At 68.1% G+C, this 22,401-nt stretch carries 24 protein-coding genes and 1 pseudogene; 12 read left to right on the forward strand and 13 right to left on the reverse strand.

The window, feature by feature from the left end:
- The first annotated feature begins 104 nt into the window (after nucleotides 1-104).
- On the forward strand, nucleotides 105-2,231 hold the full coding sequence (locus BN996_RS06475; protein ID WP_089777683.1) for a thioredoxin domain-containing protein: 2,127 nt from the start codon (nucleotides 105-107) through the stop codon (nucleotides 2,229-2,231).
- A 14-nt stretch (nucleotides 2,232-2,245) separates the two neighbouring features.
- Here BN996_RS06475 and BN996_RS06480 read toward each other — a convergent pair whose 3' ends face one another.
- Nucleotides 2,246-3,025, reverse strand: coding sequence for a hypothetical protein (locus BN996_RS06480; protein WP_089777684.1), 780 nt, complete (start codon nucleotides 3,023-3,025; stop codon nucleotides 2,246-2,248).
- Nucleotides 3,026-3,176: 151 nt separating this feature from the next.
- On the reverse strand, nucleotides 3,177-3,557 hold the full coding sequence (locus tag BN996_RS06485; RefSeq protein WP_089777685.1) for a thioredoxin family protein: 381 nt from the start codon (nucleotides 3,555-3,557) through the stop codon (nucleotides 3,177-3,179).
- A gap of 145 nt (nucleotides 3,558-3,702) precedes the next feature.
- Here BN996_RS06485 and BN996_RS06490 point away from each other — a divergent pair, with 145 nt between their 5' ends.
- Nucleotides 3,703-4,623 carry a PLP-dependent cysteine synthase family protein gene (locus BN996_RS06490; protein WP_089777686.1) on the forward strand — a complete coding sequence of 307 codons (921 nt, stop codon included), beginning with the start codon at nucleotides 3,703-3,705 and terminating at the stop codon, nucleotides 4,621-4,623.
- Between the two features lie 33 nt (nucleotides 4,624-4,656).
- Here the strand turns inward: BN996_RS06490 and BN996_RS06495 are convergent, their stop codons facing one another.
- From BN996_RS06495 to thiI, 3 genes are all read right to left on the reverse strand, one after another.
- Nucleotides 4,657-5,109 carry a DUF5804 family protein gene (locus BN996_RS06495; RefSeq protein ID WP_089777687.1) on the reverse strand — a complete coding sequence of 151 codons (453 nt, stop codon included), beginning with the start codon at nucleotides 5,107-5,109 and terminating at the stop codon, nucleotides 4,657-4,659.
- 42 nt (nucleotides 5,110-5,151) lie between these two features.
- The gene (locus BN996_RS06500) at nucleotides 5,152-5,406 is read right to left on the reverse strand and encodes a hypothetical protein (RefSeq protein WP_089777688.1); all 255 of its coding nucleotides are present in this window, start codon (nucleotides 5,404-5,406) and stop codon (nucleotides 5,152-5,154) included.
- A 198-nt stretch (nucleotides 5,407-5,604) separates the two neighbouring features.
- Nucleotides 5,605-6,780, reverse strand: coding sequence for a tRNA uracil 4-sulfurtransferase ThiI (gene thiI, locus BN996_RS06505; RefSeq protein ID WP_089777689.1), 1,176 nt, complete (start codon nucleotides 6,778-6,780; stop codon nucleotides 5,605-5,607).
- A gap of 253 nt (nucleotides 6,781-7,033) precedes the next feature.
- On the opposite strand from thiI, the gene ppk1 reads away from it, so the two are divergent.
- Complete coding sequence (ppk1, locus tag BN996_RS06510) at nucleotides 7,034-9,496, forward strand: polyphosphate kinase 1 (protein ID WP_089777690.1); 2,463 nt, start codon at nucleotides 7,034-7,036, stop codon at nucleotides 9,494-9,496.
- Nucleotides 9,497-9,549: 53 nt separating this feature from the next.
- On the opposite strand, the gene BN996_RS06515 is transcribed toward ppk1, so the two are convergent.
- Nucleotides 9,550-10,758 carry a methionine adenosyltransferase gene (locus BN996_RS06515; RefSeq protein WP_089777691.1) on the reverse strand — a complete coding sequence of 403 codons (1,209 nt, stop codon included), beginning with the start codon at nucleotides 10,756-10,758 and terminating at the stop codon, nucleotides 9,550-9,552.
- Between the two features lie 125 nt (nucleotides 10,759-10,883).
- Nucleotides 10,884-11,441 carry a class IV adenylate cyclase gene (cyaB, locus tag BN996_RS06520; protein WP_089777692.1) on the reverse strand — a complete coding sequence of 186 codons (558 nt, stop codon included), beginning with the start codon at nucleotides 11,439-11,441 and terminating at the stop codon, nucleotides 10,884-10,886.
- Nucleotides 11,442-11,555: 114 nt separating this feature from the next.
- On the opposite strand from cyaB, the gene BN996_RS06525 reads away from it, so the two are divergent.
- From BN996_RS06525 to BN996_RS06555, 7 genes are all read left to right on the forward strand, one after another.
- The gene (locus BN996_RS06525) at nucleotides 11,556-12,071 is read left to right on the forward strand and encodes a DUF6789 family protein (protein WP_089777693.1); all 516 of its coding nucleotides are present in this window, start codon (nucleotides 11,556-11,558) and stop codon (nucleotides 12,069-12,071) included.
- Nucleotides 12,072-12,310: 239 nt separating this feature from the next.
- The gene (gene coxB / locus BN996_RS06530) at nucleotides 12,311-13,087 is read left to right on the forward strand and encodes a cytochrome c oxidase subunit II (protein ID WP_089777694.1); all 777 of its coding nucleotides are present in this window, start codon (nucleotides 12,311-12,313) and stop codon (nucleotides 13,085-13,087) included.
- Entirely contained in the window at nucleotides 13,084-15,645 is a 2,562-nt protein-coding gene (locus BN996_RS06535) for a cbb3-type cytochrome c oxidase subunit I (RefSeq protein ID WP_089777695.1), read from the forward strand. Before coxB ends, BN996_RS06535 begins: the two co-directional genes overlap by 4 nt.
- 10 nt (nucleotides 15,646-15,655) lie before the next feature.
- Nucleotides 15,656-15,916, forward strand: coding sequence for a cytochrome C oxidase subunit IV family protein (locus BN996_RS06540; RefSeq protein WP_007274417.1), 261 nt, complete (start codon nucleotides 15,656-15,658; stop codon nucleotides 15,914-15,916).
- Nucleotides 15,913-16,146 (forward strand): hypothetical protein, encoded by a 234-nt coding sequence (locus BN996_RS06545; RefSeq protein ID WP_089777696.1) that lies wholly within the window; start codon nucleotides 15,913-15,915, stop codon nucleotides 16,144-16,146. The genes BN996_RS06540 and BN996_RS06545 overlap by 4 nt, the downstream gene beginning before the upstream one ends.
- A gap of 219 nt (nucleotides 16,147-16,365) precedes the next feature.
- A complete protein-coding gene (locus tag BN996_RS06550) occupies nucleotides 16,366-16,767 on the forward strand; it encodes a hypothetical protein (protein WP_089777697.1) in 402 nt (133 codons plus the stop codon).
- Nucleotides 16,768-16,960: 193 nt separating this feature from the next.
- On the forward strand, nucleotides 16,961-17,176 hold the full coding sequence (locus BN996_RS06555) for a hypothetical protein (RefSeq protein WP_089777698.1): 216 nt from the start codon (nucleotides 16,961-16,963) through the stop codon (nucleotides 17,174-17,176).
- A gap of 16 nt (nucleotides 17,177-17,192) precedes the next feature.
- On the opposite strand, the gene BN996_RS06560 is transcribed toward BN996_RS06555, so the two are convergent.
- From BN996_RS06560 to BN996_RS06575, 4 genes are read right to left on the reverse strand one after another with little or no spacing between them, the layout of a single operon-like run.
- Nucleotides 17,193-17,480 carry a DUF7410 domain-containing protein gene (locus tag BN996_RS06560; protein ID WP_089777699.1) on the reverse strand — a complete coding sequence of 96 codons (288 nt, stop codon included), beginning with the start codon at nucleotides 17,478-17,480 and terminating at the stop codon, nucleotides 17,193-17,195.
- Nucleotides 17,477-18,910: a hypothetical protein gene (locus tag BN996_RS06565; RefSeq protein ID WP_089777700.1), complete on the reverse strand. Its 1,434-nt coding sequence runs from the start codon at nucleotides 18,908-18,910 to the stop codon at nucleotides 17,477-17,479. The genes BN996_RS06560 and BN996_RS06565 overlap by 4 nt, the downstream gene beginning before the upstream one ends.
- Nucleotides 18,907-19,614 carry a DUF7546 family protein gene (locus tag BN996_RS06570; RefSeq protein ID WP_089777701.1) on the reverse strand — a complete coding sequence of 236 codons (708 nt, stop codon included), beginning with the start codon at nucleotides 19,612-19,614 and terminating at the stop codon, nucleotides 18,907-18,909. The genes BN996_RS06565 and BN996_RS06570 overlap by 4 nt, the downstream gene beginning before the upstream one ends.
- A 1-nt stretch (nucleotide 19,615) precedes the next feature.
- The gene (locus BN996_RS06575; protein ID WP_089777702.1) at nucleotides 19,616-20,074 is read right to left on the reverse strand and encodes a hypothetical protein; all 459 of its coding nucleotides are present in this window, start codon (nucleotides 20,072-20,074) and stop codon (nucleotides 19,616-19,618) included.
- A 155-nt stretch (nucleotides 20,075-20,229) separates the two neighbouring features.
- Here BN996_RS06575 and BN996_RS06580 point away from each other — a divergent pair, with 155 nt between their 5' ends.
- Nucleotides 20,230-21,159 (forward strand): FKBP-type peptidyl-prolyl cis-trans isomerase, encoded by a 930-nt coding sequence (locus BN996_RS06580; protein ID WP_089777703.1) that lies wholly within the window; start codon nucleotides 20,230-20,232, stop codon nucleotides 21,157-21,159.
- Between the two features lie 73 nt (nucleotides 21,160-21,232).
- Nucleotides 21,233-21,499 carry a DUF8049 family protein gene (locus BN996_RS06585; RefSeq protein WP_089777704.1) on the forward strand — a complete coding sequence of 89 codons (267 nt, stop codon included), beginning with the start codon at nucleotides 21,233-21,235 and terminating at the stop codon, nucleotides 21,497-21,499.
- A 34-nt stretch (nucleotides 21,500-21,533) separates the two neighbouring features.
- Here the strand turns inward: BN996_RS06585 and BN996_RS06590 are convergent, their stop codons facing one another.
- Nucleotides 21,534-22,157, reverse strand: a complete 624-nt coding sequence (locus BN996_RS06590) for an RAD55 family ATPase (protein ID WP_089777705.1) — start codon at nucleotides 22,155-22,157, stop codon at nucleotides 21,534-21,536.
- A gap of 26 nt (nucleotides 22,158-22,183) precedes the next feature.
- A pseudogene (locus BN996_RS06595) lies at nucleotides 22,184-22,401 on the reverse strand (CDP-4-keto-6-deoxy-D-glucose-3-dehydrase); the annotation flags it as partial.

The following is a 22,401-nucleotide window of genomic DNA, read 5'->3' on the forward strand; positions in this document are numbered from 1 at the left end:
GTCCGGTCGCCAACGAGGGTGACTCGCTGTCCGGCCCACGCCCCGCGCCGGCCACGACGGCCGTCTCCACGCCGCTTTAGTTCCCGGAGCGCCGACCTCGACGCATGTCCGACCCGGTGGGACGCAACCGACTCGACGAGGAGCAGAGCCCGTACCTCCGCCAGCACGCCGACAACCCGGTCAACTGGCAGCCGTGGGACGAGACGGCGCTCGACGCCGCCCGCGAGGCGGACAAGCCCATCTTCCTCTCGGTCGGCTACTCGGCGTGCCACTGGTGTCACGTCATGGCCGACGAGAGCTTCTCGGACCCCGACATCGCCGAGGTGCTCAACGAACACTTCGTCCCGGTGAAAGTCGACCGCGAGGAGCGCCCCGACCTCGACCGCATCTACCAGACCATCTGCCAGCTCGTCACCGGCGGCGGCGGGTGGCCGCTTTCCGTCTGGCTCACGCCCGAGGGCAAGCCCTTCTTCGTCGGCACGTACTTCCCGCCGGAACCCCGCCGCGGCGCGCCGGGCTTCCGCGACTTGGTCGAGAGCTTCGCCGAGTCGTGGCGGACCGACCGCGACGAGATAGAGAACCGCGCCGAGCAGTGGACGAGCGCCATCACCGACCGACTGGAGGAGACGCCCGACGTGGCCGGCGAGGCCCCCGGTTCGGAGGTGCTCGATAGCACCGTGCAGGCCGCGCTCCGCGGCGCTGACCGCGACCACGGCGGCTTCGGCGGCGACGGTCCGAAGTTCCCCCAACCCGGCCGCATCGACGCCCTGCTCCGCGGCTACGCCGTCTCCGGCCGCCGCGAGGCGCTCGACGTGGCGCGGCAGAGCCTCGACGCGATGGCCAACGGCGGCCTCCGCGACCACCTCGGCGGCGGCTTCCACCGCTACTGCGTCGACCGCGAGTGGACCGTCCCGCACTTCGAGAAGATGCTGTACGACCAGGCCGGCCTCGCCGCCCGGTACCTCGACGCCGCGCGACTCACCAGCAACGAGTCGTACGCGACCGTCGCCGCCGAGACGTTCGAGTTCGTCCGCCGCGAACTCTCCCACGACGACGGCGGCTTCTTCGCCACGCTCGACGCCCAGTCCGGCGGCGAGGAGGGCACGTTCTACGTCTGGACGCCCGACGACGTGCGCGGTCTCCTCCCCGAACTCGACGCCGACCTGTTTTGCGACCGCTACGGCGTCACGCCCGGCGGCAACTTCGAGAACAAGACGACCGTCCTGAACGTCTCAGCGACGACCGCCGAACTCGCCGACGAGTACGACCTCGACGAGTCCGAGGTGGAAGCCCGCCTCGAAGAGGCTCGAACGGCCCTGTTCGCCGCCCGCGAGGGACGCGAGCGCCCCGCCCGCGACGAGAAGGTGCTCGCCGGCTGGAACGGCCTGATGATTTCGGCGTTCGCGCAGGGGTCGACCGTCCTCGAAGACGACTCGCTCGCGGCCGACGCCCGCCGCGCCCTCGACTTCGTGCGCGAACGGCTCTGGGACGACGAGACCGAGACGCTCTCGCGGCGCGTGATGAACGGCGAGGTCAAAGGCGACGGCTACCTCGAAGACTACGCCTTCCTCGCGCGCGGCGCGTTCGACCTCTATCAGGCGACCGGCGACCTCGCGCCGCTCTCGTTCGCGCTCGACCTCGCGCGGGCGACCCGCCGCGAGTTCTACGACGCCGACGCGGGCACGCTCTACTTCACTCCCGAGAGCGGCGAATCGCTCGTCACCCGCCCGCAGGAGCCGACCGACCAGTCCACGCCGTCGAGTCTCGGCGTCGCCACGTCGCTGTTCTTGGACCTCGAACAGTTCGCACCCGAGGACGGCTTCGGCGACGTCGCGGACGCGATCCTCGGGTCGTTCGCCAACCGCGTCCGCGGCAGTCCGCTCGAACACGTCTCGCTCGCGCTCGCCGCCGAGAAGGCCGCAAGCGGCGTCCCCGAACTCACCGTCGCGGCCGACGAGATGCCCGACGAGTGGCGCGCCACACTCGCTTCGCGGTATCTCCCCGGCCTCGTCGTCTCCCGTCGCCCCGGCACCGACGAGGAACTCGACGCGTGGCTGGACGAACTCGGACTCGACGAGGCCCCGCCAATCTGGGCCGGTCGCGAGGCGGCCGACGGCGAACCCACCGTCTACGCCTGCGAGAACTTCACCTGCTCCGCGCCGACCCGCGACCTCGACGAGGCGCTGGCGTGGTTCACGGCGGGCGACGCGGGCGCGGGCGACGACAACTAAGCAGGCCCCCCGACTCAGAGCCGCGTCCCGTCGTACCGCCGCCGCAACGACCGCACCGTGTTTGCGACTCGCTCGGCGCGCTCGGGAGTCACGCACGGGACGACTTTCTCACCCGTCGGCGTGTCGAAGACGAGCGTCGTTCCGTCGACGACGTCGAGACGGCGCGCCGAGAGCGCAGAACAGTGGGTTCGACTCCGCCATCCGTCCAGCGTCGATTGCACGATAGCCGTGGTTTCGAAGCGGTAGGCGTGGTCGTCGGTCTCCCAACGTTCGTGGACTGTCGACGCCGCGAACAGACCGACTCGGTCAGCGAGCAGGTCCCGAATCGACGCCACGGCCGCCTCGGGGAGCGGCGGCGACTCGCCCCAGAGCATCGATTCGTGGGGAATCGTTACGAGCAGTTCGTCGCCGCGCTCGTCGAGGAGCGCGAGGCGAAACACGAAGTTCTCCCCGACCATCGTCGTCGCGGCGTCGAGAAGCGCGAACAGCGCGTCCTCGCCGTCGCGGTCGAGAGAGAAGACGCGGGTCCCGTCGTCCGGGCGCTCGGGGTCGAGCGCGTCGACGGTTGCGAGCGCATCGGCGCATCGCTCGATACCGTCTTCTCCGAACGCTCCGTGCTCTCCGTCGAGACAGCTCTCGTCGAGTTCCGCCCGAACCGCGCTTGCGACGGGGACGGCTTCGGAGAACACCGGGACGAGGTCGCGGCGGTAGTCGTCGCTGTCGAGGAGATAGTGCCGCGGTTCGTCCCCGTCGTCCGGGCGCTCACCCGCGTCTCCACCGCGCTTCTCAGGCACCTTCCGACTCCCGCGACAACTGCGCTCGTCGCATCGCATCGGCGTACCCGCGGGTGTCGTATCACGGTTTCGGCGGGCTCGATTGACGCAGGGGATTCGACTGTGTGGGCGGATTAGTGGGTTCGAGAAAACGAAAAACCGGAGTCGGCGCTCAGTTCGAGAGCCGCTCTGCGAGGTAGGCCGCAATCGGAACGTCTTCTTCCTCCACGAAGCGAGCGACCTCCTCGCCGTCGCGTTCGACGACGACCGTCGGGATGAGTTCGATGTCGTACTCCTCGACGAGCGGGCCGACCTTCGAGCCGTCGTCGGCCTTCTCGACGGGGTAGTGGTCGATTCGCTCGGCGGGGACGCCGGCGGCGTCGAGCGCCGCCGCGAAGTCGGGAAGCTGTCCGCGGCAGTCGCCGCACCAGTCGCCGCCCCAGACCTTGAACGTGTAGTCTTCGCCCGCGAGGGCGTCGACCACGTCGGGGTACGAGGCCGCGTCCCACGCGGGGTTCGGTTGCATCGTTTCGAGCGTCTCGGCTTCAGCCATGACAGGGCGTACCGGCCGCGCGGATTTAACGGGTGCGCTCGCGGCGGGGCTCGCCGTCCGCGCGCGGAGCTGTCTCTCCCTGAGACGGTGGCCGTATCGTCCGCCTCCGCCAGTCGTTTAGTGTCGCACCGTCAACGGAGGGTCGATGGACGACAGTATCCTCGACGCTATCGGGTCGCCGCTGGTCCGCGTCGACTCCCCCGAGGGGGCGACGGTCGCGGCGAAGATAGAGTCGAAGAACCCGGGCGGGTCGGCGAAGGACCGCCCCGCGCTGGCGATGGTCGAGGCGGCCGAGGAGGCCGGCGACATCTCGCCGGGCGACCACCTCGTCGAACCCACGTCCGGGAACACCGGTATCGGACTCGCCGTCGTCGCGGCGGCGAAGGGCTACGACCTGACTATCGTCATGCCGGACTCGATGTCGCCCGAGCGCCGCGAAATCATGCGCGCCTACGGGGCGACCATCGAACTCGTCGAGGGCGACATCTCCACCGCGAAAGAGCGCGCCGACGAACTCGAAGCCGAGGGCATGTTTCAGCTCCGGCAGTTCGAGAACCCGGCGAACCCGGAGGCGCACTACCGGACGACCGCCGAGGAGATTCTCGAACAGGTCGGCGACCGCCGCATCGACGCCCTCGTCGCCGGTATCGGCACCGGCGGCACGATTTCGGGTAACGGCCGCCGCCTCGTCGAGGAGTTCCCCTCGATGCGCGTCGTCGGCGTCGAACCCGCCGAGAGCGCCGTCCTCTCGGGCCGCGAGGTCGGCGACAACGACTTTCAGGGGATGGGGCCGGGCTTCGTCAGCCCCAACCTCGACACCGACCTCATCGACGACGTGGAAATCGTCGAACTCGCCGACGCCGAGGCCGAGTGTCGCCGCCTCGCCCGCGAGGAGGGCATCCTCGTCGGCCAGTCGTCCGGCGCGTCGCTCCTCGCGGCCAAGCGCGTCGCAGAGCGACTCGCCGACCCCGAGGCCGACGAGGAAGACCAACCGCTCGTCGTGACCGTCTTCTGGGACTCCGGCGAGCGCTACATGTCGACCGGGATGTTCGACGCCGAGGAATAGCGGTCCAGAGCGGCTTTTCGCCGGTCGCCTCGCTTACCGACCGAACTCGTCTTCCGCGACTCTGACGACGAGCGTTCGCTCCACGTCTCTGAGGTCGTAGTCGGGCACCGAGCCGTCGACGCGCGTCACGTACATCGGCTCGACGAGGCGGCCCTCTTCGACGCCGTAGATGGCGAGGTGGTCTCCGGTGTCTTCGGGCTGGACCTTCCCGTCTCGAATCTGTCGGGCGAGGTCGCGGGAGAGCCACTCGTCGGCCGAGACGGAGGGCTCGCGGACCAGAGAGAAGTCGGCGAACCGGACGAGATACCAGTTGAGGTCGTTGAGAAGCGAGACGGCCGCGCCGAGGCTCACCGTGTCGACCGCGAGCGAGTTGTCGAACGGTTCGGAGATGTCGTAGGTCGAAAGCGCCGCGCGCGCGGTGTCGCGCGACAGCAGTTCGTACTGGAGGTGGACGTCCTCCGCGCCGACGAGACAGACCTGCGTCACGTCGAGAGGGAGGGACCGGACTCGGTAAAGCGGTTCCGGTACTCAGGCGGTCGATTCCCACTCGGCGGCGCAGGACTCGTCGCAGAAGACGAGGCGCTCGCGTTCGAGGGTTATCTTCCCGGGCTTGTCGATGTCCCGTTCGAGGAGGACCTGATAGTGGGGTTCGCTCAGGTCGACGCGGGCGTGACACGCCGCGCAGCGCTCGACGGTGTCGCTCCAGTCGGTCCGCGACGCCCGGTGGCTGACGCGCCACTCGGGGCCGGAGTGTCCGCGACCGGGACGCGATGTTTTCGACATGGGAGAACCCTAGCGCTCACGGTAAATAAAGCCATTTTTGTGCGATTGTTCATTCGAAACGGTCCTAAACAGTCGCCTATTCGTGACTATGGTTGTCGTTTGCACGGTTCGTGTGTGCTCCGGTATCGCACCCCGATGGGTCGGGCGGCGACCGTCCTCGGGTCCCTCGTCGGCGACCCCCACCTCGCGCTTCCACGCTCACTCGCCGTCCGGCGAGACGACCACCCGCTCCCGGGCGGCCTCCACCGCGAGGTCGAACAGGTCGTCGGGTTCCGCGGCCTCGACGGCCGACAGCGAGGCGTTCGTCTCGGGGAAACTCGGCGCGACGCGCTCGCACCCGACGGGGAGCGTCGAGTCGTCGTAGGTGCCGAGGTCGCGGGCGGCCGCGACGATGTCGGTCTTGTCGCGGGTCAAAAGCGGGCGGTGGACGGGGTAGTCGACCGCGGCCTCGGTGACGGCGAGGTTCTCGCCGGTCTGGCTCGACTTCTGGCCGAGCGACTCCCCGGTCACGACGGAGTGGGCGTGTTCGTCGGTGGCGACCTCGGCGGCGATGGCGAGCATCGCGCGCCGCAGCGAGAGCATCCGGGTGTCCTCGACGGTGTCCATCAGGCGGTCGACCACGTCGCCGGCGGGGACGACGTGGACCCGCATGTCCGCGTTCGGGGCGCGGCGGGCGATGGTCCGAACCGTCTCGATGGCCCGCGCGCGGTGGTCAGCGCCGCCGTAGTCGCCCAAGTCCACGTAGACGGGGACGATTTCGCAGCCGCGGCGCATCAGCTCCCACGTCGCCACCGGCGAGTCGATGCCGCCGGAGACGAGCGAGACGGCCCGTCCCTGCGTCCCGAGCGGCAGTCCGCCCGGGCCGTCGAACCGCCGCACGGAGAGATACGCCGTCTCCTCGCGGCACTCTATTCGGTAGGTTCGGTCGGGCTCGTCGAGGTCGACGGGCGCGCCGGTCGCCTCGACGACGGCGCTCCCGGCCTCGCGTTCGAGGTCCGAACTGGCGAAGTCGTGCTGGTCGGCGTCGCCGACGCGGTCGGCGTCGACGGCGAACGCCGCCCCGTCGGGGTGGTCGGACGCGAGGCCGCGGCAGACCGCGACGATGTCGTCGAGTGTGGGGTCGCAGGCGACGCAGGGGCGCGCCCAGACGACGCCCGGCACCTCGGCGCAGGCGGCCGCGACGGCCTCGGCGTCGGCCGCGTCGCGGACGAGCAGGCGGGACCACTCCCGCTCGACGCGGCCCGAGAGCGAGCGGTCGTCGAGGACCGCCTGGAGGTTCGTCCGCAGTCTTTCCTCCATCTTCGCCCGGACGCTCGAACTCTTCGTGCCCACCTCGCCGTAGCCGACGAGGACGACGTGCGCCGTCTGATTCACGGTCGACGTTCTCCGCGGGCACCCTTCAGCGTCTCGTTTCGGGGGGCGTCCGTACCCGGCTCGGCACGGCTCGCTCGACCGCTATTAGTGTTATATATCTGTAAATAGTACAATTTACCGAACCGTAGACAGACGGCGAAACAATATAAACCGCTTAATAGATTTCACGCCGTTTCTGTTTCGTACGATCGCCGACCGCCCGCGGCCGCTCTCGACGAACAACTGCCGCCACTTCGATGCCCACTCGATGCCAATGATCGACGAGTCGCCAGCCGACATCGACCTCGCCGACCCGCAGTACTACCTCAACCGCGAGCTGAGCGAGCTGGCGTTCCAGTCTCGCGTGCTCAACGAGGCCCTCGACGACCGGAACCCGCTTCTCGAACGGGTCCGCTTTCTCTCCATCTTCACGAAGAACTTAGACGAGTTCTTCATGAAGCGCGTCGGCGGGCTGAAACAGCAGATAGACGCCGGCGTGACCGAGCGGACGACCGACGGCCGGACGCCCCGCGAGCAGTGGGAGGAGGCCATCGACAAGGCCCGACCCATGTTCGAGCGACAGGCCGCGTGCTACCGCGAGGAGATTCGCCCCGCGCTCGCCGACGCGGGAATCCGCATCTGCGACTACGACGAGCTGACGCCCGCCCAGCGCGCGGAGATGCGCGACTACTTCGAACTCTCGGTGTTGCCGACGCTCACCCCGCTGTCGTTCGACCCGGCCCATCCGTTCCCGTTCATCTCGAACCTCTCGCTTTCGCTCGCGGTCGTCACCCGCGACGACGACGGCGACCAGACGTTCACGCGCGTGAAGATTCCGCAGAACCGCCCCCGACTCGTCGAGGTCGACACCGACGGCGACGAGGTCCGGTACGTCCTCCTTGAGGAGGTCATCCGCGCCAACCTCGACCTCCTGTTCCCGAACGTCGAGGTCGTGGACACCGCGGTGTTCAAACTCACCCGGAACGCCGAGGTCCGCCGCAACGAGGAGGTCGCCGAAGACCTCATCGACATGATAGAGGAGGTGCTCGAACAGCGCCGCTTCGCCACCGTCGTCCGCCTCGAAATCGAGGCCGACGCGCCCGAGGCGGCGCGGGACCTCCTCGTCGAGCAGTTGGACCTCGACGACCGCGAGGTGTTCGAACTCCGCGGGCCGCTCGACTACCGCGAGCTGATGGACCTCGCGGACCTCGACCGCCCGGACCTCTCGTTGGAGTCGTGGACGCCCCAGCCGCACCCGCGGTTTTCGGCCCTCGGCCCCACCGACGCGGGAATCGGTTCGGGCGGGGCTTCTCCCGAGGCGGCCGGGGAGGGCGGCGACACCGTCTTCGACGAGATTCGCCGCAAGGACGTGCTGTTGCACCACCCCTACCACTCGTTCGGCGACACCGTCCAACAGTTCCTCGACGCGGCCGCCACCGACCCCGACGTGCTGGCCATCAAGGCCGCCATCTACCGGACGGCCTCGGACTCGAAGGTAATCGAGGCGCTCATCGACGCCGCCGACAACGGCAAGCAGGTCGCGGCGATGGTCGAACTCAAAGCGCGGTTCGACGAGCAGAACAACCTCGAATGGGTGCGGCGGCTCGAAGAGGAGGGCATCCACGTCGCCTACGGCACCATCGGCCTCAAGACGCACACGAAGACCGCGCTCGTCGTCCGCGAGGAGGAAGACGGCGTCCGCCTCTACTCCCACGTCGCCACCGGCAACTACCACTCCGGGACCGCGAAGGGCTACGTCGACCTCGGCGTTCTCACCGCCGACCGCGACATCGGACAGGACCTCGTGAAGGTGTTCAACTTCTTCACCGGCCCCTCCTTGGACGAGGAGTTCCGGAAGCTCCTCATCGCGCCCGTGACGATGCGAAGCGAGTTCACGAAGTGCATCCGCCGGGAGGCCGAACACGCCCGCGCCGGCCGCGACGCCCGCATCGTCGCCAAGATGAACGCCCTCGAAGACCCCGTCATCGTCGAGGAACTGTACGAGGCGTCGATGGCCGGCGTCGATATCGGCCTGCTCGTCCGCGACATCTGTCGGCTCCGCCCCGGGCTGGAGGGCGTCTCGGAGACCGTCACGGTCCGGAGCGTCGTGGACCGCTTCCTCGAACACTCCCGCATCTTCTACTTCGAGAACGCGGGCGACCCGGACTACTACGTCGGCTCGGCGGACTGGATGACCCGCAACCTCGACAAGCGCGTGGAGGCCGTCGCGCCCGTCGAGGACCCGGACATCCGCGAGCAGCTGCGGTTCGTCCTCGAACTCGGCTTCGCCGACAACCGGAAGGCGTGGGAGATGAACGCCGACGGCACCTACGACCAGCGCGCCCCCGGCGACGGCCACGAGATTAGCATGCAGCGGATTCTGATGGATCAGACGCTCGCGGCGTCGAACACGCCCGGCGTCCACCGCGGTATCTCGGCGTCGCACCCGGACGTGCCCGAGACGCTTCTCGTCGAGTCCGACCCGTCCGTGATGGCTCCCCGTGACGGGTCCGAGAAGCACGTTGCCGCCGGTTCCGACCCCGTCGGCGAGGCGGATGCGGGCGCGCCGAAGAACGGCGACCCGCGGCACGTCCTCGACAGTTTCCCCGAGAAGTGGTACGTGCCGAGCAGTCGGCACTACGAGTACGCGGTTCGGACGCCGGACGGCGACCGCGACTACCGGAAGACCGCCGAAGCGGCCGCGCGGCTGGTCGAGAAGTACTACGGCGAGAAGTAATCGTCCGCCCTCGCGGGCGGCGCGGTCTTTTCTGCGACCGCCGACGCGACGCCTCAGAACGTGCTGAGTTCGCCCTCGATGGTCCGGCGGGTGATGTCGGTCACGTCCGCGAGTTCGCGGTCGATGATGGCGACCACCTCGTCTTCGATGTCGGCGACGGTGACGCCCTCGTCCGTGATGACCTTCGCGTCGGCGACGTGCGGTTCGTCGATGGGGCGGCCGATCTGCGACAGCAGGCGGACCTGCAGGTCGCGGATGCCGTCGACCTCGGCGACGACCGTCTCGGCGATGTGGGTCGAAAGCAGGTTGTAAATCTTCCCGATGTGGTTGACGGGGTTCTTGCCGGAGGTCGCTTCCATGCTCATCGGGCGGTTCGGCGTGATGAGACCGTTGGCGCGGTTACCGCGGCCGACGGAGCCGTCGTCGCCCTGCTCGGCGGACGTGCCGGTCGTCGTGAGGTAGATGGAGCCCTCGTCGTAGTCGTCGGCGGTGTTGACCTCGACGTTGACCTCGCGGTCGGTGTAGTCGGTGGCGAGGTCGGTGACGAACTCGCGCACGTCGTCGACGGCGGCGACGTAGTCGTCGATGTCGTCGAGGTGTTTGTCGACCATCGCGGCGGCGACGGTCACGTCGATGACGTCGCCCTCGCGCTTGCCCATGAGCTTGATGTCCTGTCCGAGTTCGGGGTGGTCGTCGCCGTAGGCCGCGCCGTTGAGGGCGCGCTCGGCTTCGAGGACGATGCGCTCCGTCTCGGTCAGGGGGGCGTGGCCGACGCCGAAGCTCGTGTCGTTGGCCATCGGGACCTGCTGAGTCTCCTCGCCGAACACGTCCTGGAGGTCGCCGGAGCCCTCGCCGAGCTTCACGTCGACGATGATGTCCGTGCCCACGTCGAGCCCGGGGATGTTCTCGTTGAGGTACTCCCGGGCGGCGCGGAGCGCCGTCGAGTCGACGGGAATCTTCTCGCCGTCGTACTCCTTCGTGGCGCGGCCGACGATGAGGAGATAGATGGGCTCGATGACCTCGCCGCCGCCGAAGGCGGGCGCGGCCGTGCCGGCGACGAGTTGCGTCTCGTCAGTGTTGTAGTGAAGCACCTTGCCGACGCGGTCGAGATAGAGGTTCGAGAGGGCGCGGGAGACGCTCTCGGCGATGCCGTCGGAGATGGAGTCAGGGTGCCCGATGCCCTTTCGCTCGACGATTTCGACCTCCTGGTCCTCGACCGCGCGCTTGTCGGCGGATTCGAGGCGGATATTTCGGTCGCTCATTGGCGGGACGTACCCGGCGGGCGGTTCTATAACTTGCGGAAACCTTTGGCCACAATCGTATTACTTGAGAGTATGCTCGGGCAGTATCTGCCGAGAGCGCGGACGACCGAGAGCCGTCTGCCCGCCTACTCCTCGGGCGCGCCGAGCAGCATTCCGAGGTAGGAGGTCCGAATCTGGTCGTCGGGGTCGAGACCGAGCTCCCGGAGGACGGCGAACGCCCCCTCGCGGGCGTCGTCGACGCCGGATTCGACCTCGACTTCGACCTCGACGAACTCGCCGAGTCCGGACACCGAGTCGAGCGAGACGGTGTAGCCGTCGAGGGCGAACCGCTCGCGCTCTTTCTCGACGGTCGCGGCGGGTTCGAAGCCGACGGCCTCGCAGATGTCGTCCATCGTCTCGCCGTCGTCGACGCCCGTCTCGTACTCCCGGCGGGTCTTCGACGACTCGTCGACGAGCGGTCCCTTGTAGGTGACGACGGTCTCCTCGTCGGCGAGTTCGCCGCCCTCGTAGCGCGATTCGCGCCGGAGGCGCAGCGCCTCGTCGGTCTCGGCGAAATCTCGGTGCGGGGCGTCGTAGTAGGTGTCCGTCTGGGCGACGCGGTTGACCCGTTCGGCCTCGGCCGCGTCGAGTCGCTCGCGAACCGCGTCGTGGTCCGCGCGGACCTTGACCTCGACTTCGTACATGCTCTCACGGGCGCGTCCGGGGGGCAAAAACGTCGGTGACTCGCGTCGGCGACCCCTCAGTACTGTGGCATTTGTTATCTTTTATCATGTAAGAACCCGTAGTATGACGGGAGTATGAGCCAAGAGACGCCGAACCCGGCTACCGCGGTTGGACAGCACGTCGGCGAGACCGCCGACTACGAAATCACGGGCCGCGTCGTCCTCACCGCGATGGCGAGCGGGTTCGTCGGGACGGTGTTGATGCTGCCCGTCCTCGTCGGCATCCCCGAACTCTTCGGCCTCTTTACGACCGAACCGATTACGCGATTCGCCGGGATGGCGAGGTTCTTCGGTTACGAACCGACGCTCGCCCTCGGGGCCTTCCTCTTCGGCATCGGCGGCGTGGTCGTCCTCCCGGTGACGTTCGTCGTCGTCGGCGCGTTCCTCCCGCCGGAGTCGCCGGAGTACCTCCGCGGCGTGTCGTTCGCGACGCTCTACTGGGTCGGCTTCGTGCCGGCGTTCTGGCCGCCCGCCGACGCGTTCGTCGTCGCCTCGTTCCTCGTGTTCTCGCTTCTGGCCCACTGGGTGTACGGCCTCTCGCTCGGCTACCTGCTCGACCTGTTCGCGGATATCCCGCAACACGAGGTCTGAGCGCCGGCGGGGGCGCGGCCGCTGTTGTCCGCCGTCGTCCGCACCTCTCGCCGCCACATGCGTCTCTTTGGCCTTTCGTTCGGCGTCTGTCGTCTCCCGCTTCCACCGTCCGCACTCGCGCCGTTCTCCCCGCCTCGCCGTGAACGACCGGAACCGGCCGCTCGACACCGTTCGAACCCGATAGCTCCGAAACAATAATCATCACGAACGTTAATTATCTTATTTGGGTGGTGTTATCAATGGTCACGGATCTCGTACTGACGGCCGCGTTCCCGCTCCAGTCGGGGTTAGTCCCGCGGGGGACCCGCGAGTTCGTCTTCGAAAGCATCTTCGAGGTGTTCCTGCTTTTGGGGACGCTCGTCGGGGTCGTCGTCGTCGGGTACATGCTCTACAACGCGTACAGGTATCGCTCCGGTTCCGGAAACGGTCACGTCGACGACGAGAACCGGCTCGTCCTCGGGGAGCTCCCGTCGGGGAGCGGCGGGGGCCGGAAGCTGTTCACCTCGTTTTTCATGAGCATGGTCATCGTCGTCTCGCTGGTCTCGTGGACGTACCTGACGCTCCTGTACGTCGAGGACGGTCCCGCGGACGACGACTCGCTCGACGTGGCCGTCGAGGGCTATCAGTTCGGCTGGCGTTTTACCTACCCGAACGGCCACACCACCGACGGCGTGCTCCGGGTCCCCGCCGACCGGCCCGTCCAACTGACGATTACCACGGCGGACGTGTTCCACAACTTCGGCATCACGGAGTTACGCGTCAAGTCCGACGCCATCCCCGGTCAGGAGACGGAGACGTGGTTCACCGCCGACGAACCGGGGACCTACACCGCGCAGTGTTACGAGCTCTGCGGCGTGGGCCACTCCTACATGTCCGCCGAGGTCATCGTGATGCCGCCCGACGAGTACGAGGCGTGGTACGCGAACACGACCGCGGAGAACGCGACCGCCGATAACGCGACCACGGACAGCGCGACCGCGAACGAGTCGAACCTCCGACCGGCGGTGGTTCCATGACCGACGCGTCTCCCGAGCGGGACGCCGCGGCCGACGGCGGCCACGAGGTCGCCCACGGCGGCGACGACCACGGCCACGACTTCCCCGGCACGGGGAGCATCAAGCGCTGGTTCGTCACGACGAACCACAAGGACGTTGGCATCCTCTACATCGTCACGTCGCTTTTCTTCCTCGTTCTCGGCGGCGTCCTCGCGTGGCTGATGCGCGTCCAACTGCTCGCCCCGCGCGCGCTCGGCGAGGGTATTCTCGCGCCCGTCGCGTACAATCAGGCCGTCTCGGCCCACGGGCTGTTGATGGTGTTCTGGTTCCTCTCGCCGTTCGCGTTCGGCTTCGCCAACTACGTCGTCCCGCTCCAACTCGGCGCGAAGGACCTCGCGTTCCCGCGGCTCAACGCGCTGTCGTACTGGCTGTATCTGTTCTCGGGCATCCTGTTCGGCGTCTCGTTCTTCCAAGGCGGCACCTTCTCCGGCGGGTGGACGATGTACGCCCCGCTGAACGTTCCGACGTTCACGCCGGACGTGGGGGCGTCGACGGCCGTCTTGGCGCTCGTGCTGTTCGTCGCCTCCGTCACCGTCTCGTCGGTCAACTTCCTGACGACGATGCACCGGATGCGCGCCGAGGGGCTGACGCTCCGGAACCTCCCGCTGTTCAGCTGGACGATTCTCCTGACGGCCTGGATGATGCTGTTCGCCTTCGCGGCGCTTCTGGCGGCGCTGTTGGTGCTGTCGTCGGACCGCCTGCTCGGGACGACCTACTTCGCCATGGAGTCGCCGGCGGGGGCGCTCCTGTGGACGCACCTGTTTTGGTTCTTCGGTCACCCCGAGGTGTACATCGTCTTCTTCCCGGCGCTCGGCGTCATGGCCGAGGTGTTCCAGACGTTCACCGGCCGCCGCATCGTCGGCCGCAAGTGGTTCATCCTCGCGATGGTGCTCGTCGCCATCCAGAGCTTCGCCGTCTGGATGCACCACATGTTCCTGACGAGCATCAACCTGCAGGTGAAGACGCTGTTCATGATAACCACCATCGGCATCTCCCTGCCGTTCGACCTGATGGTGTTCGCGCTCATCTACACGATGCTGAAGGGGAAGATTCGCTTTACGACCCCGTTTCTGTTCGTCTTCGGGGCGCTCCTGTTGTTCATCGTCGGCGGCATCACCGGCGTCTTCCTCGGCGCGGTCGTCCTCGACTACGAGTTCCGCGGCACCTACTGGGTCGTCGCCCACTTCCACTACGTGATGGTCGGCGGGGTGACGGCGCTCGTCGGCGGCCTCTACTACTGGTTCCCGAAGATGACCGGCCGGATGTACGACGAGTTCCTCGGCAAACTCCACTTCGCCGTCTACTTCGTCGGCTTCAACCTGCTGTACTTCCCGCTTTTCGTCGCGTGGGAGACGCCCCGCCGCGTGTTCGACTACGCGCCCGAACTCGCGCCGTGGCACCAACTCGCCACCGTCGGCGGGTTCGTCCTCGGGCTGTCGTTTCTCATCATGTTCTATAACCTGTTCAAGAGCGCCTTCGTCGGCGACCCCGCGCCCGACAACCCGTGGGAGTACGCGACGACGGCCGAGTGGGCCGTCTCGTCGCCGCCGCCGCTTGAGAACTTCGACGGGACGCCGACCTACCGAAACGGTCACCTCGAATTCCTCGACATCGGCGAGGTCGAACCGAGCGAGGACCGGTCCGGCGGACCGACCGGCGCGGCCGTCTCCGACGGCGGCGTCACCGCCTCGGCGACGACTCCGGTCTCGACCGCGCTCTCGACGGCCGAAGCGACCGAAGTCGAGGGGCCGAGCCACGCGAGCATCTGGCCGTTCGTCCTCTCCGCCGGCGCGTTCCTCGTCCTCCTCGGCCTCTCGCCGCTTCAGGACGCCGCGTTCCCCGAGGGGATGGTCGGGGCCGCCTACGCGACCACGACCGTCGCGGGCGGCGTCGTCACCCTCGGGTCGCTCGTCGCCATGGGGCTCGAACCGTTCCACGGCCCGGTCTTCGAGGAGGGCGAGGCGTGGCCCTTCGCCGGCATCGACAACGGCAAGGTCGGGATGTGGATATTCCTCGCGTCCGACGTGGTGCTGTTCGGGGGCTTCATCGGAGCCTACGTGTTCACCCGCGTCGCCTTCGGCTGGACCGGCTGGGAGCCGATTCCGCCGGACCCGATTCCGGGGCTCGTGAACACCTACATCCTGCTCACGAGCAGTTTCACGGTCGTCCTCGCGCTCGTCGCGGCCGAGAAGCAACACAAGTGGGGCGTCGTGACGAGCCTCGGGGCCACGTTCGTCCTCGGCGTCGGCTTCCTCGTCAACAAGGGACTGGAGTGGCAACACCTGTTCCACGAGGGGCTGTGGCTCTCGACGAACGTCCGCGCCTCGACGTTCTTCCTCACGACCGGCCTGCACGCCGCCCACGTCATCGCGGGCCTCGTCGTCGCACTGTACCTGACCGCGCGCGCCTGGCGGGGCGCGTACCTCGAAGACAGCCGATCGGTGGAGTACTTCGGCCTCTACTGGCACTTCGTCGACATCGTCTGGCTGTTCCTGTTCCCGCTGTTCTACATCCTGTGAGGTGACAGAAATGGTATCCACGAAACTCTATACGGCGATTTACGCGGTGTTGTTCGTCTCGGCGACCGTCCAAGTGCTGGTCGAGTTCGCCGGACTGAGCTACTGGCTGGCCTTCGGTGTCATCCTCGTCCTGTCGGCCGCCAAGGCGGTGTTGGTCGCGGCGTACTTCCAGCACCTCCGGTTCGAGCCGCGCTCGCTGACGTATCTGGTCGGCATCGGCCTCGCGGCCGCGCTGGCGCTCACGCTCGCGGCGTCGTACTCGCTCCTGTGACCGTGCGAGCCGACTCCCGTTCCCGCTGGCGCTCCCGCGAAACCCTCGTCGCGGTCGGCTACGCGCTCCTGTTTTCGGCCCCCGTCGGCGTCGGCGTGACCGTCATGATGACTCGCGTCGCCCCCGGGGGACTCACCGACCCGCTCGTCGTCGGCCCCGGTCTCGTGCTCGCGGTGGCCGTCTTCGTGCTCGTCGTCGCCGCCGCGACGACCGGCGAGAACGCGGCCTGACTGGGCGCTGTCGTTTCCGTTTTGTGGCTCTGTCGAATCTCTCAGAACCTGACAGAATCCGTGTGACACGGAAAGAGGGTGTACTCAGCGAAGTATCCGGGATAACGGGGAGCGTCACGAGAGATGGTCTGGTCGGTAACTAGGGTAGAGCCAACCTGAACGACCGGTATCCGGCCGTGTGGAGAAGATTCATTGCTTCGTCGTCCGTGACCGCAATCTGTGTCTGAACAGCCCTCCAACACTGAACCATCCTTTGGACTGGTCGTCCAGACCATCTTTGTTCTCGCGATGGTAATCGGCATCCCCTCGGCGTTTGCGCTCGGCGGACGGCTCCGCTCTCTCGCCCTCGCGGCTGTAAGCACCTTGCTGCTCGTGGGCTTCCTCGTCGTCGGTTACCGTCACGCGCGCCGACGGAAGTCCCTTCACCAACATGTCGCGTTCTTGGCGGTCTGGTTCGGCGGTATCGTTCTGGCGGACCGCCTTGCCCGCGTGGCGAGCGGTCGCCTTCCGGAGCCGGGACCCTACCTCATGGCAGTGGGCGTCACCCTCGGCGCGCTCTGGCTCGGTTCGCGATTCGCCTACGGTGGCGCACTCACGCAAGCGCTGTTTGGGTCAGACTGAGATCTCACGACAGGCGTGTACAGGTCAGTCGAGCTGGAATCACTCGCAACGTACTCACTCCGTGGCGTATTCGCGCACGCTATTCAGCACGGCCACAGCAAACTATCAGTAACTGAGGACTTCAACAACGTCTCGTTTCTCCTCTCCCGCACTCGCACGTACCTTCTTTGACCTCGGTGTGGTAACATCACGCATGAATCAGAATACCGTCGCACTCGCGGCCGCCTTCGGAGCCGTCGTGGTCGGACTCGCGGTCCTCCTCGGCTCGGAGGCGGTTGGCGCAAGCGAATCGTTCGTCGTGGTCGGCGGCGTCGTCGCGCAGGCCGGCGTCGCCGTCCTCACCGGGGTCGTGATGCGCCTGCCCGACCCGCACGAGGGAGAACACGGCGGGGACAGCGGTCACGCCTGAATGACTCGCGCTGCGCTCACAGACTGAAGCCGACGACTGCGAGCAGGAACAGCGCCGTGAAGACCACGCCGAGCGCGCCCGCAACCTTCAGATGGTAGACGAATAGGTCTTCGTCCTCTGCCTCGACCGCGGCCTCGTACGCCGCTTTTTCGCCGTCGCGCAGTCCCTCGTGGGCGTCGCCGACGTGGAGGTCTCGGAGTCGCTCCCGTCGGAACGGGCGGTCGCAGTAGGGACACGTCGCGGCCGCGGTCTCGCCGTCGGGGACGGCGGTTTCGGGGACGACGACCGGTTCTTGGCGGCTCATCCGGCGACACCCCCGACCGCCGGTTGGGCGACGACCCACAGGCTCGCCATCGTGTAGCCGACCGTGACGGCGACGAAGGGGTACTCGCTCCGGAGCGGTTGCAGCCGACCCGGAAAGAGGTCGAACGCGCGGGCGTGGGCCACCCACACCGAAAGCAGGTGGCCGAGGACGACGAACGCCAACTGGAGGCCGCCGAACCACGCCGGAACGACCAGCACCGAGGGGTTCGCGGGCGGCGACAGCGGCGAGGCCGCGACCGCGACAAACGCGGGCGCGAGTCCGACGACGTAGCCGAGGAAGTGCGCGAGGTGGTAGCCGGCGGCGATAGGAACCAACGCGGGCGCGAACCAGCCGGCGACGAAGCCGACGGTCACGTACGTGTCGGCGGTTCCGCGGGCGACGCTCGCGGCCAGTCGGTAGCCGCCGACGAAGACGAGAAAGCCCGCGACGATTCCGACGAGGTTCGCGAGCCACGCGGGGGCCGGAGCCGCGGCGTCGAGGACGCGCCCCCACGCGACGGTGACGACGAGGCCGTCGAACGTCGTCACCCAGAGGAGCGCGACGACGAACGCCACGTCGTCGGCACCGAGTCGCTCGCGGGTGCGCGCCAGCCCCGCGCCGGGAATCGAAATCGAGAGGCCGCCGCCGTCGATTCGTCGGACCGGCGCGAGCAGGCCGTACAGTCGGAACACCCGCGCGACCGGGTCGGCGCGGCGGAACCACGCGTCGCCGTAGACGAGCGCGCCGCCGACAGTGAGGAGGCTGTAGACGACGACCACGACCGCGAGCGCCCGCGGGTCCGCCGCGAGCGGGCTGACGACCTCCAGCCAGACGAGTCCGAGGAGACCGACGACGCTCGGCCACGACCCGAGTCGGTCGGGGTACGGCCGCGGCAGCCCCCACCTCCCCTCGAATCGACTTCGAAGCGCCGCACCGAGCGTCCGCCACGGGTTCACGAGCGGCCACGCGTTCCCGACGAGGTAGGTGGCCATCGTGAATCCGGCCCACCAGCCGACCCAGACGAGCAGGACGCCGAGGTTGGCGATGCCGACGGGCGGCCCGAACAGTCCGAAGGCGACGACGAGCGCGAGCGCGGCAATGCCGAGGAGCCTGAGCGCGGCTTCCGCGGCTTCGACGCCGACGCCCCCGGCGATCCTTCCGACTCGAACGCCAGCGCGCCCGAAGGCGTCGAGCGTCTCGTCGTCGGTGACGAACGCCGACAGCAGGAACGAGACGCAGACGACGCCGCCGCCGGAGACGACGACGAGCCAGAACGGGGCCGGAACCGAGCGGAGCGACCCGGCCAGCGAGCCGGCGTGCGCGAGCGCAGGAGTCGAACAGACGGCGGACGCGACCGCGAGCGCGACTGTCCAGACGGCTCCGCGTCGAGCCGCGGCGCGGACCTCTCCTCCCTCGGCGCGGCGGCTCATCGTCGCGTCCGCCCCGCAAGCGACGGACCGACCGCGAGCAGGGCCACGGCGGCGACGAACACCAGCGTCGAGATGTCGACCGAGAGCGCCCGGAGCGCGCTCACGACGCCGGTTCCGCCGGCCGCGCCCGCGGCGAGACCGCCGACGAGCGGGACGGTACAGCCGACACACGAAACGAGTCCGAGCGCCCCCGAAAGCGCGCTCTTCGCGGCGTCGAGGGCGGCGGCGTAGACGAGGTACGCGAGCGCGAGGTAGCCGGCCACGCGGTACGGGACGAACGTCGCCGAAACGACTTCGCCGGCGTAGCCGACCCGCGGCCCCCATCCGGGCGCGGCGAGCGAGAACTGCCAGCCGGTCGGGCGATGCGCGGCGGCGTGGCCGTGGCTCCCGCCGAGAAGCGCGGCGAAGTCCACGGACACCAGTCCGGCCAGCGACGCGAGGACGACGAAGTACGCGGCGGCGACCGCGCCGGCGACGAGTCGCGCCCGACGGCTCGCCCGCGGCGGGTCGGTCCAGAGGACGGCCGCCGCGCCGACGGTTATCCAGACGAGCGGGTACAACAGGTACCGGAGGCTCTCGACGCGCTCCGGCGAGGCGGAGAAATACGCCCCGACGGCGAGCGCCTCGACCCAGCAGAGCGCCGCGAGCCACCACAACCGCGGCGCGTGGCGGGGGTCGAGTCGCCCCGCGTACGAGGTCGCCATCTCAGAGGAGGCCCACCAACCTGAGCACGATGCCGACGACGAACAGCAGGCCGAGCACCCACGACCCGAGAAGCGCCGCCTGCGACCGCGCCAGTCCCCGCCCGCGTGCAGCGTGATACGTGCCGTAAAAGAGGTACGCGACGACGACGGTGAGCGTCCCGGCGACGAGGACCGGTCCCGCGGCGTCCGACACGCCCTCGGGGATGGCGCTGCCGCCGACGAACAGCACCGCCACCGCGCCGAACCCGAGCGCCGCGAGGAGGAACACGACCGACAGCACCGTCGGGTCGTCGGCCCACCGGCGGGCGGCGCTTCCCCCGCTCCCCGCCGACCCGCCACCGGTCGGCGTCGGAACGCTCGTGACGGAGTAGTGTCGCCAGCCGCGACCGGTCAGAAACACGGTCAGCGCCAGCAGTACGACGCCGAGGACGAACCCGAGGAACAAGCCGGTCTGTGCCATGTGAACACGCCTCGTTTTCTATAACTATTGACAATGATATAAGCGATTCGACCCCACAGCGGCCCTCGGGGTCGAGTTCCCGGCGGTCGGCCGCCTCGAACGCGCCGCGACGGCGAAACGTGATTCTTAAGGGTCGCACGAGTCACGTAGCGTGTATGAGCGACGAACAGCAGGCGGAGGCCGAGCAGGTCGATGAAGAGGTCGAGTCCGGTATTCAGGACGGCGACTTCGTTCGCCTCGCGTACACGGTGCGAACGATCGAGGACGGCGACGTCGTCGACACGACGGACAAAGAAGTGGCCGAAGAGGCCGAGATCGACGTCGAGGGCTACGAGTTCGAGCCCCGCGTCGTCATCGTCGGCGCCGGCCACGTCTTCCCCGAGGTCGACGACGCCCTCATCGGTGCCGAGGCGGGCGACGAGGGCACCGTCGAGATTCCGGCGGTCGACGCCTTCGGCGAGTACGACGAGGACGAAGTGCGCACGGTCAGCGCCAACAAGATCGACGAGGACGACCGCTACCCCGGCGCGCAGGTCACCATCGACGGCGAGCAGGGTCGTCTGGAGACCATCATCGGCGGTCGCGCCCGCGTCAACTTCAACCACCCCCTCGCCGGCGAGGACCTCGAATACGAGTACGAAGTGCTCGAACTCGTCGACGACCGCGAGGAGCAGGCCTCCGGCCTCCTCGGCATGTACCTTCAGCAGGCCCCCGAAGTCTGGATTCAGACGGACGAGGTCGAAGAGGAGCAGGTCGTCGAGTCCGACGACGAGGACGAGGACGCCGAACCCGAGACGGAGACCGTCACCGTCGAGAAGGACACGCTCTACATCGAGGCGACGCCGCAGATGACGATGAACCAGCAGTGGATGTTCTCCAAGCAGCAGATCGCCCAGGACATCATGCAGCGGCTGGACATCGACCGCGTCATCGTCCAGGAGACCATCGAGGGCGGCATGGGCGGCATGGGCGGCCTCGGCGGTATGATGGGCGGCGCGGGCGGCGCCGACATCGAAGAGGCAATCGAGGACGTCGACATCGACGCCGACGAACTCGCCGCGGAACTCGACGCCGACGAAGAGTAAGCGAGTCAACCGCCCTCGCCGTCCCGGCGAATCGGCGGCTTCTTGACACTCGCCTTCCGACCGCCTCGTAGCTATGGCTTCGTCAGACGACGCCGCGACGGACGAGTTCCGCGACATCACAGACGTGAAAGTCGCGCTCGTCGCCGGGCTCTGTGCCGTCGCATTGACGCTCTCGCTCGAATACGGCGCCGGTATCGAGGTGCCGTTCGTCTACCGCCTCTCCCCGCTCGTACCGTACTTCGCCTACGTCTTCTCCCGCGGCGCGGCGCTGTCCGCCCGGACGTGGATGGCGCTCACCGCGGTCGTCACGCTCGCCACGTTCGGTTACTTCGCGTTCTAAGCGACCTCTCTCCCGGCCGGACGCGACTTTCGGGTCAGGCGATGTCGCGGCTGGTGTCGACGGTGACGCGCTCCGCCAGCCGGAGTTTGATGGTCTCGTTGAGCGCGCGCCCCCCGCGGAACTTGGGGACCGCGAGTCGGTTGACGATCTCCGAGCCGTCTATCTTCGTATCGAGGTCGAACACCACGTCGGCCATGTGCTCGGTCAGGTCGCGGTTGTCGGGAACCGTCTCGCCTTTCAGGCCGTGGAGGACGGTCAGCCCCCGCGTGTTGACCATGTGGGTCTGGAGGTCGTTGAGAAACCGCCGGTAGCGGGGCGGTTCGCTCCGTTCGAGCACGTCGACCACGTCGATGACGAGGTTCGCTCCCTCCGGGAGGTCGCGGACCAGACTGCTCGCCGCGTCCAGCGGGGCGTCGCCGCCCACGTCGCGCACGGTGGGGTTCCCCGTCGGACCGGGGTTCCGTTCGAGCGCGTCGGTGACGGCCTCGGCGGAGCGAACCGTCGTCAGCCACAGCGTCCCCCGCGTGGTCGTCAGTTCGTGGAGAAACAGTTCGGACTGGCTGGCAGGGTCGGCAGCGAGGAGGACGATGCTCCCCGCGGGGATGCCCCCGTCGAGTTGGCGGTCGAGCACGTCGATTCCCGTCGCCAGTCGAGACATGCCCGTGTGTTAGGCGGAGGCTCATATTACTCCTTCCCCGATATCTTGTCGGCTATCCGACTGTACGCCGCCCGAACTGTCGGACGAGTGAGGACTGGCGACGACTCCTCCGGAACGGTCCCGAGCACCGGCGCGCCCACGAGGTCGGACACCGCCTCGGGCGCCATTCGTGACCGCGAAACGACACATCCGACGACGGGGGTGCCGAGCGCCCGCGCCATCGCGGCCGTCTTCGCGGCGTCGC

Origin of the sequence: Haloferax massiliensis (assembly GCF_001368915.1) — an archaeon.
In the GTDB taxonomy this organism is placed as follows: Archaea; Halobacteriota; Halobacteria; order Halobacteriales; family Haloferacaceae; genus Haloferax; species Haloferax massiliensis.

Excerpts from the sequence above, each read along its gene's own strand:
- BN996_RS06590 (WP_089777705.1), bottom strand. The coding sequence starts at position 22,157 with ATGTCTCGACTGGCGACGGGAATCGACGTGCTCGACCGCCAACTCGAC.
- ppk1 (WP_089777690.1), top strand. The coding sequence starts at position 7,034 with ATGATCGACGAGTCGCCAGCCGACATCGACCTCGCCGACCCGCAGTAC.
- BN996_RS06515 (WP_089777691.1), bottom strand. The coding sequence starts at position 10,758 with ATGAGCGACCGAAATATCCGCCTCGAATCCGCCGACAAGCGCGCGGTC.
- coxB (WP_089777694.1), top strand. The coding sequence starts at position 12,311 with ATGGTCACGGATCTCGTACTGACGGCCGCGTTCCCGCTCCAGTCGGGG.
- BN996_RS06585 (WP_089777704.1), top strand. The coding sequence starts at position 21,233 with ATGGCTTCGTCAGACGACGCCGCGACGGACGAGTTCCGCGACATCACA.
- BN996_RS06560 (WP_089777699.1), bottom strand. The coding sequence starts at position 17,480 with ATGAGCCGCCAAGAACCGGTCGTCGTCCCCGAAACCGCCGTCCCCGAC.
- BN996_RS06485 (WP_089777685.1), bottom strand. The coding sequence starts at position 3,557 with ATGGCTGAAGCCGAGACGCTCGAAACGATGCAACCGAACCCCGCGTGG.
- BN996_RS06580 (WP_089777703.1), top strand. The coding sequence starts at position 20,230 with ATGAGCGACGAACAGCAGGCGGAGGCCGAGCAGGTCGATGAAGAGGTC.
- BN996_RS06555 (WP_089777698.1), top strand. The coding sequence starts at position 16,961 with ATGAATCAGAATACCGTCGCACTCGCGGCCGCCTTCGGAGCCGTCGTG.
- cyaB (WP_089777692.1), bottom strand. The coding sequence starts at position 11,441 with ATGTACGAAGTCGAGGTCAAGGTCCGCGCGGACCACGACGCGGTTCGC.
- BN996_RS06535 (WP_089777695.1), top strand. The coding sequence starts at position 13,084 with ATGACCGACGCGTCTCCCGAGCGGGACGCCGCGGCCGACGGCGGCCAC.
- BN996_RS06490 (WP_089777686.1), top strand. The coding sequence starts at position 3,703 with ATGGACGACAGTATCCTCGACGCTATCGGGTCGCCGCTGGTCCGCGTC.
- BN996_RS06475 (WP_089777683.1), top strand. The coding sequence starts at position 105 with ATGTCCGACCCGGTGGGACGCAACCGACTCGACGAGGAGCAGAGCCCG.
- BN996_RS06540 (WP_007274417.1), top strand. The coding sequence starts at position 15,656 with ATGGTATCCACGAAACTCTATACGGCGATTTACGCGGTGTTGTTCGTC.
- BN996_RS06575 (WP_089777702.1), bottom strand. The coding sequence starts at position 20,074 with ATGGCACAGACCGGCTTGTTCCTCGGGTTCGTCCTCGGCGTCGTACTG.
- BN996_RS06525 (WP_089777693.1), top strand. The coding sequence starts at position 11,556 with ATGAGCCAAGAGACGCCGAACCCGGCTACCGCGGTTGGACAGCACGTC.
- BN996_RS06500 (WP_089777688.1), bottom strand. The coding sequence starts at position 5,406 with ATGTCGAAAACATCGCGTCCCGGTCGCGGACACTCCGGCCCCGAGTGG.
- BN996_RS06570 (WP_089777701.1), bottom strand. The coding sequence starts at position 19,614 with ATGGCGACCTCGTACGCGGGGCGACTCGACCCCCGCCACGCGCCGCGG.
- BN996_RS06565 (WP_089777700.1), bottom strand. The coding sequence starts at position 18,910 with ATGAGCCGCCGCGCCGAGGGAGGAGAGGTCCGCGCCGCGGCTCGACGC.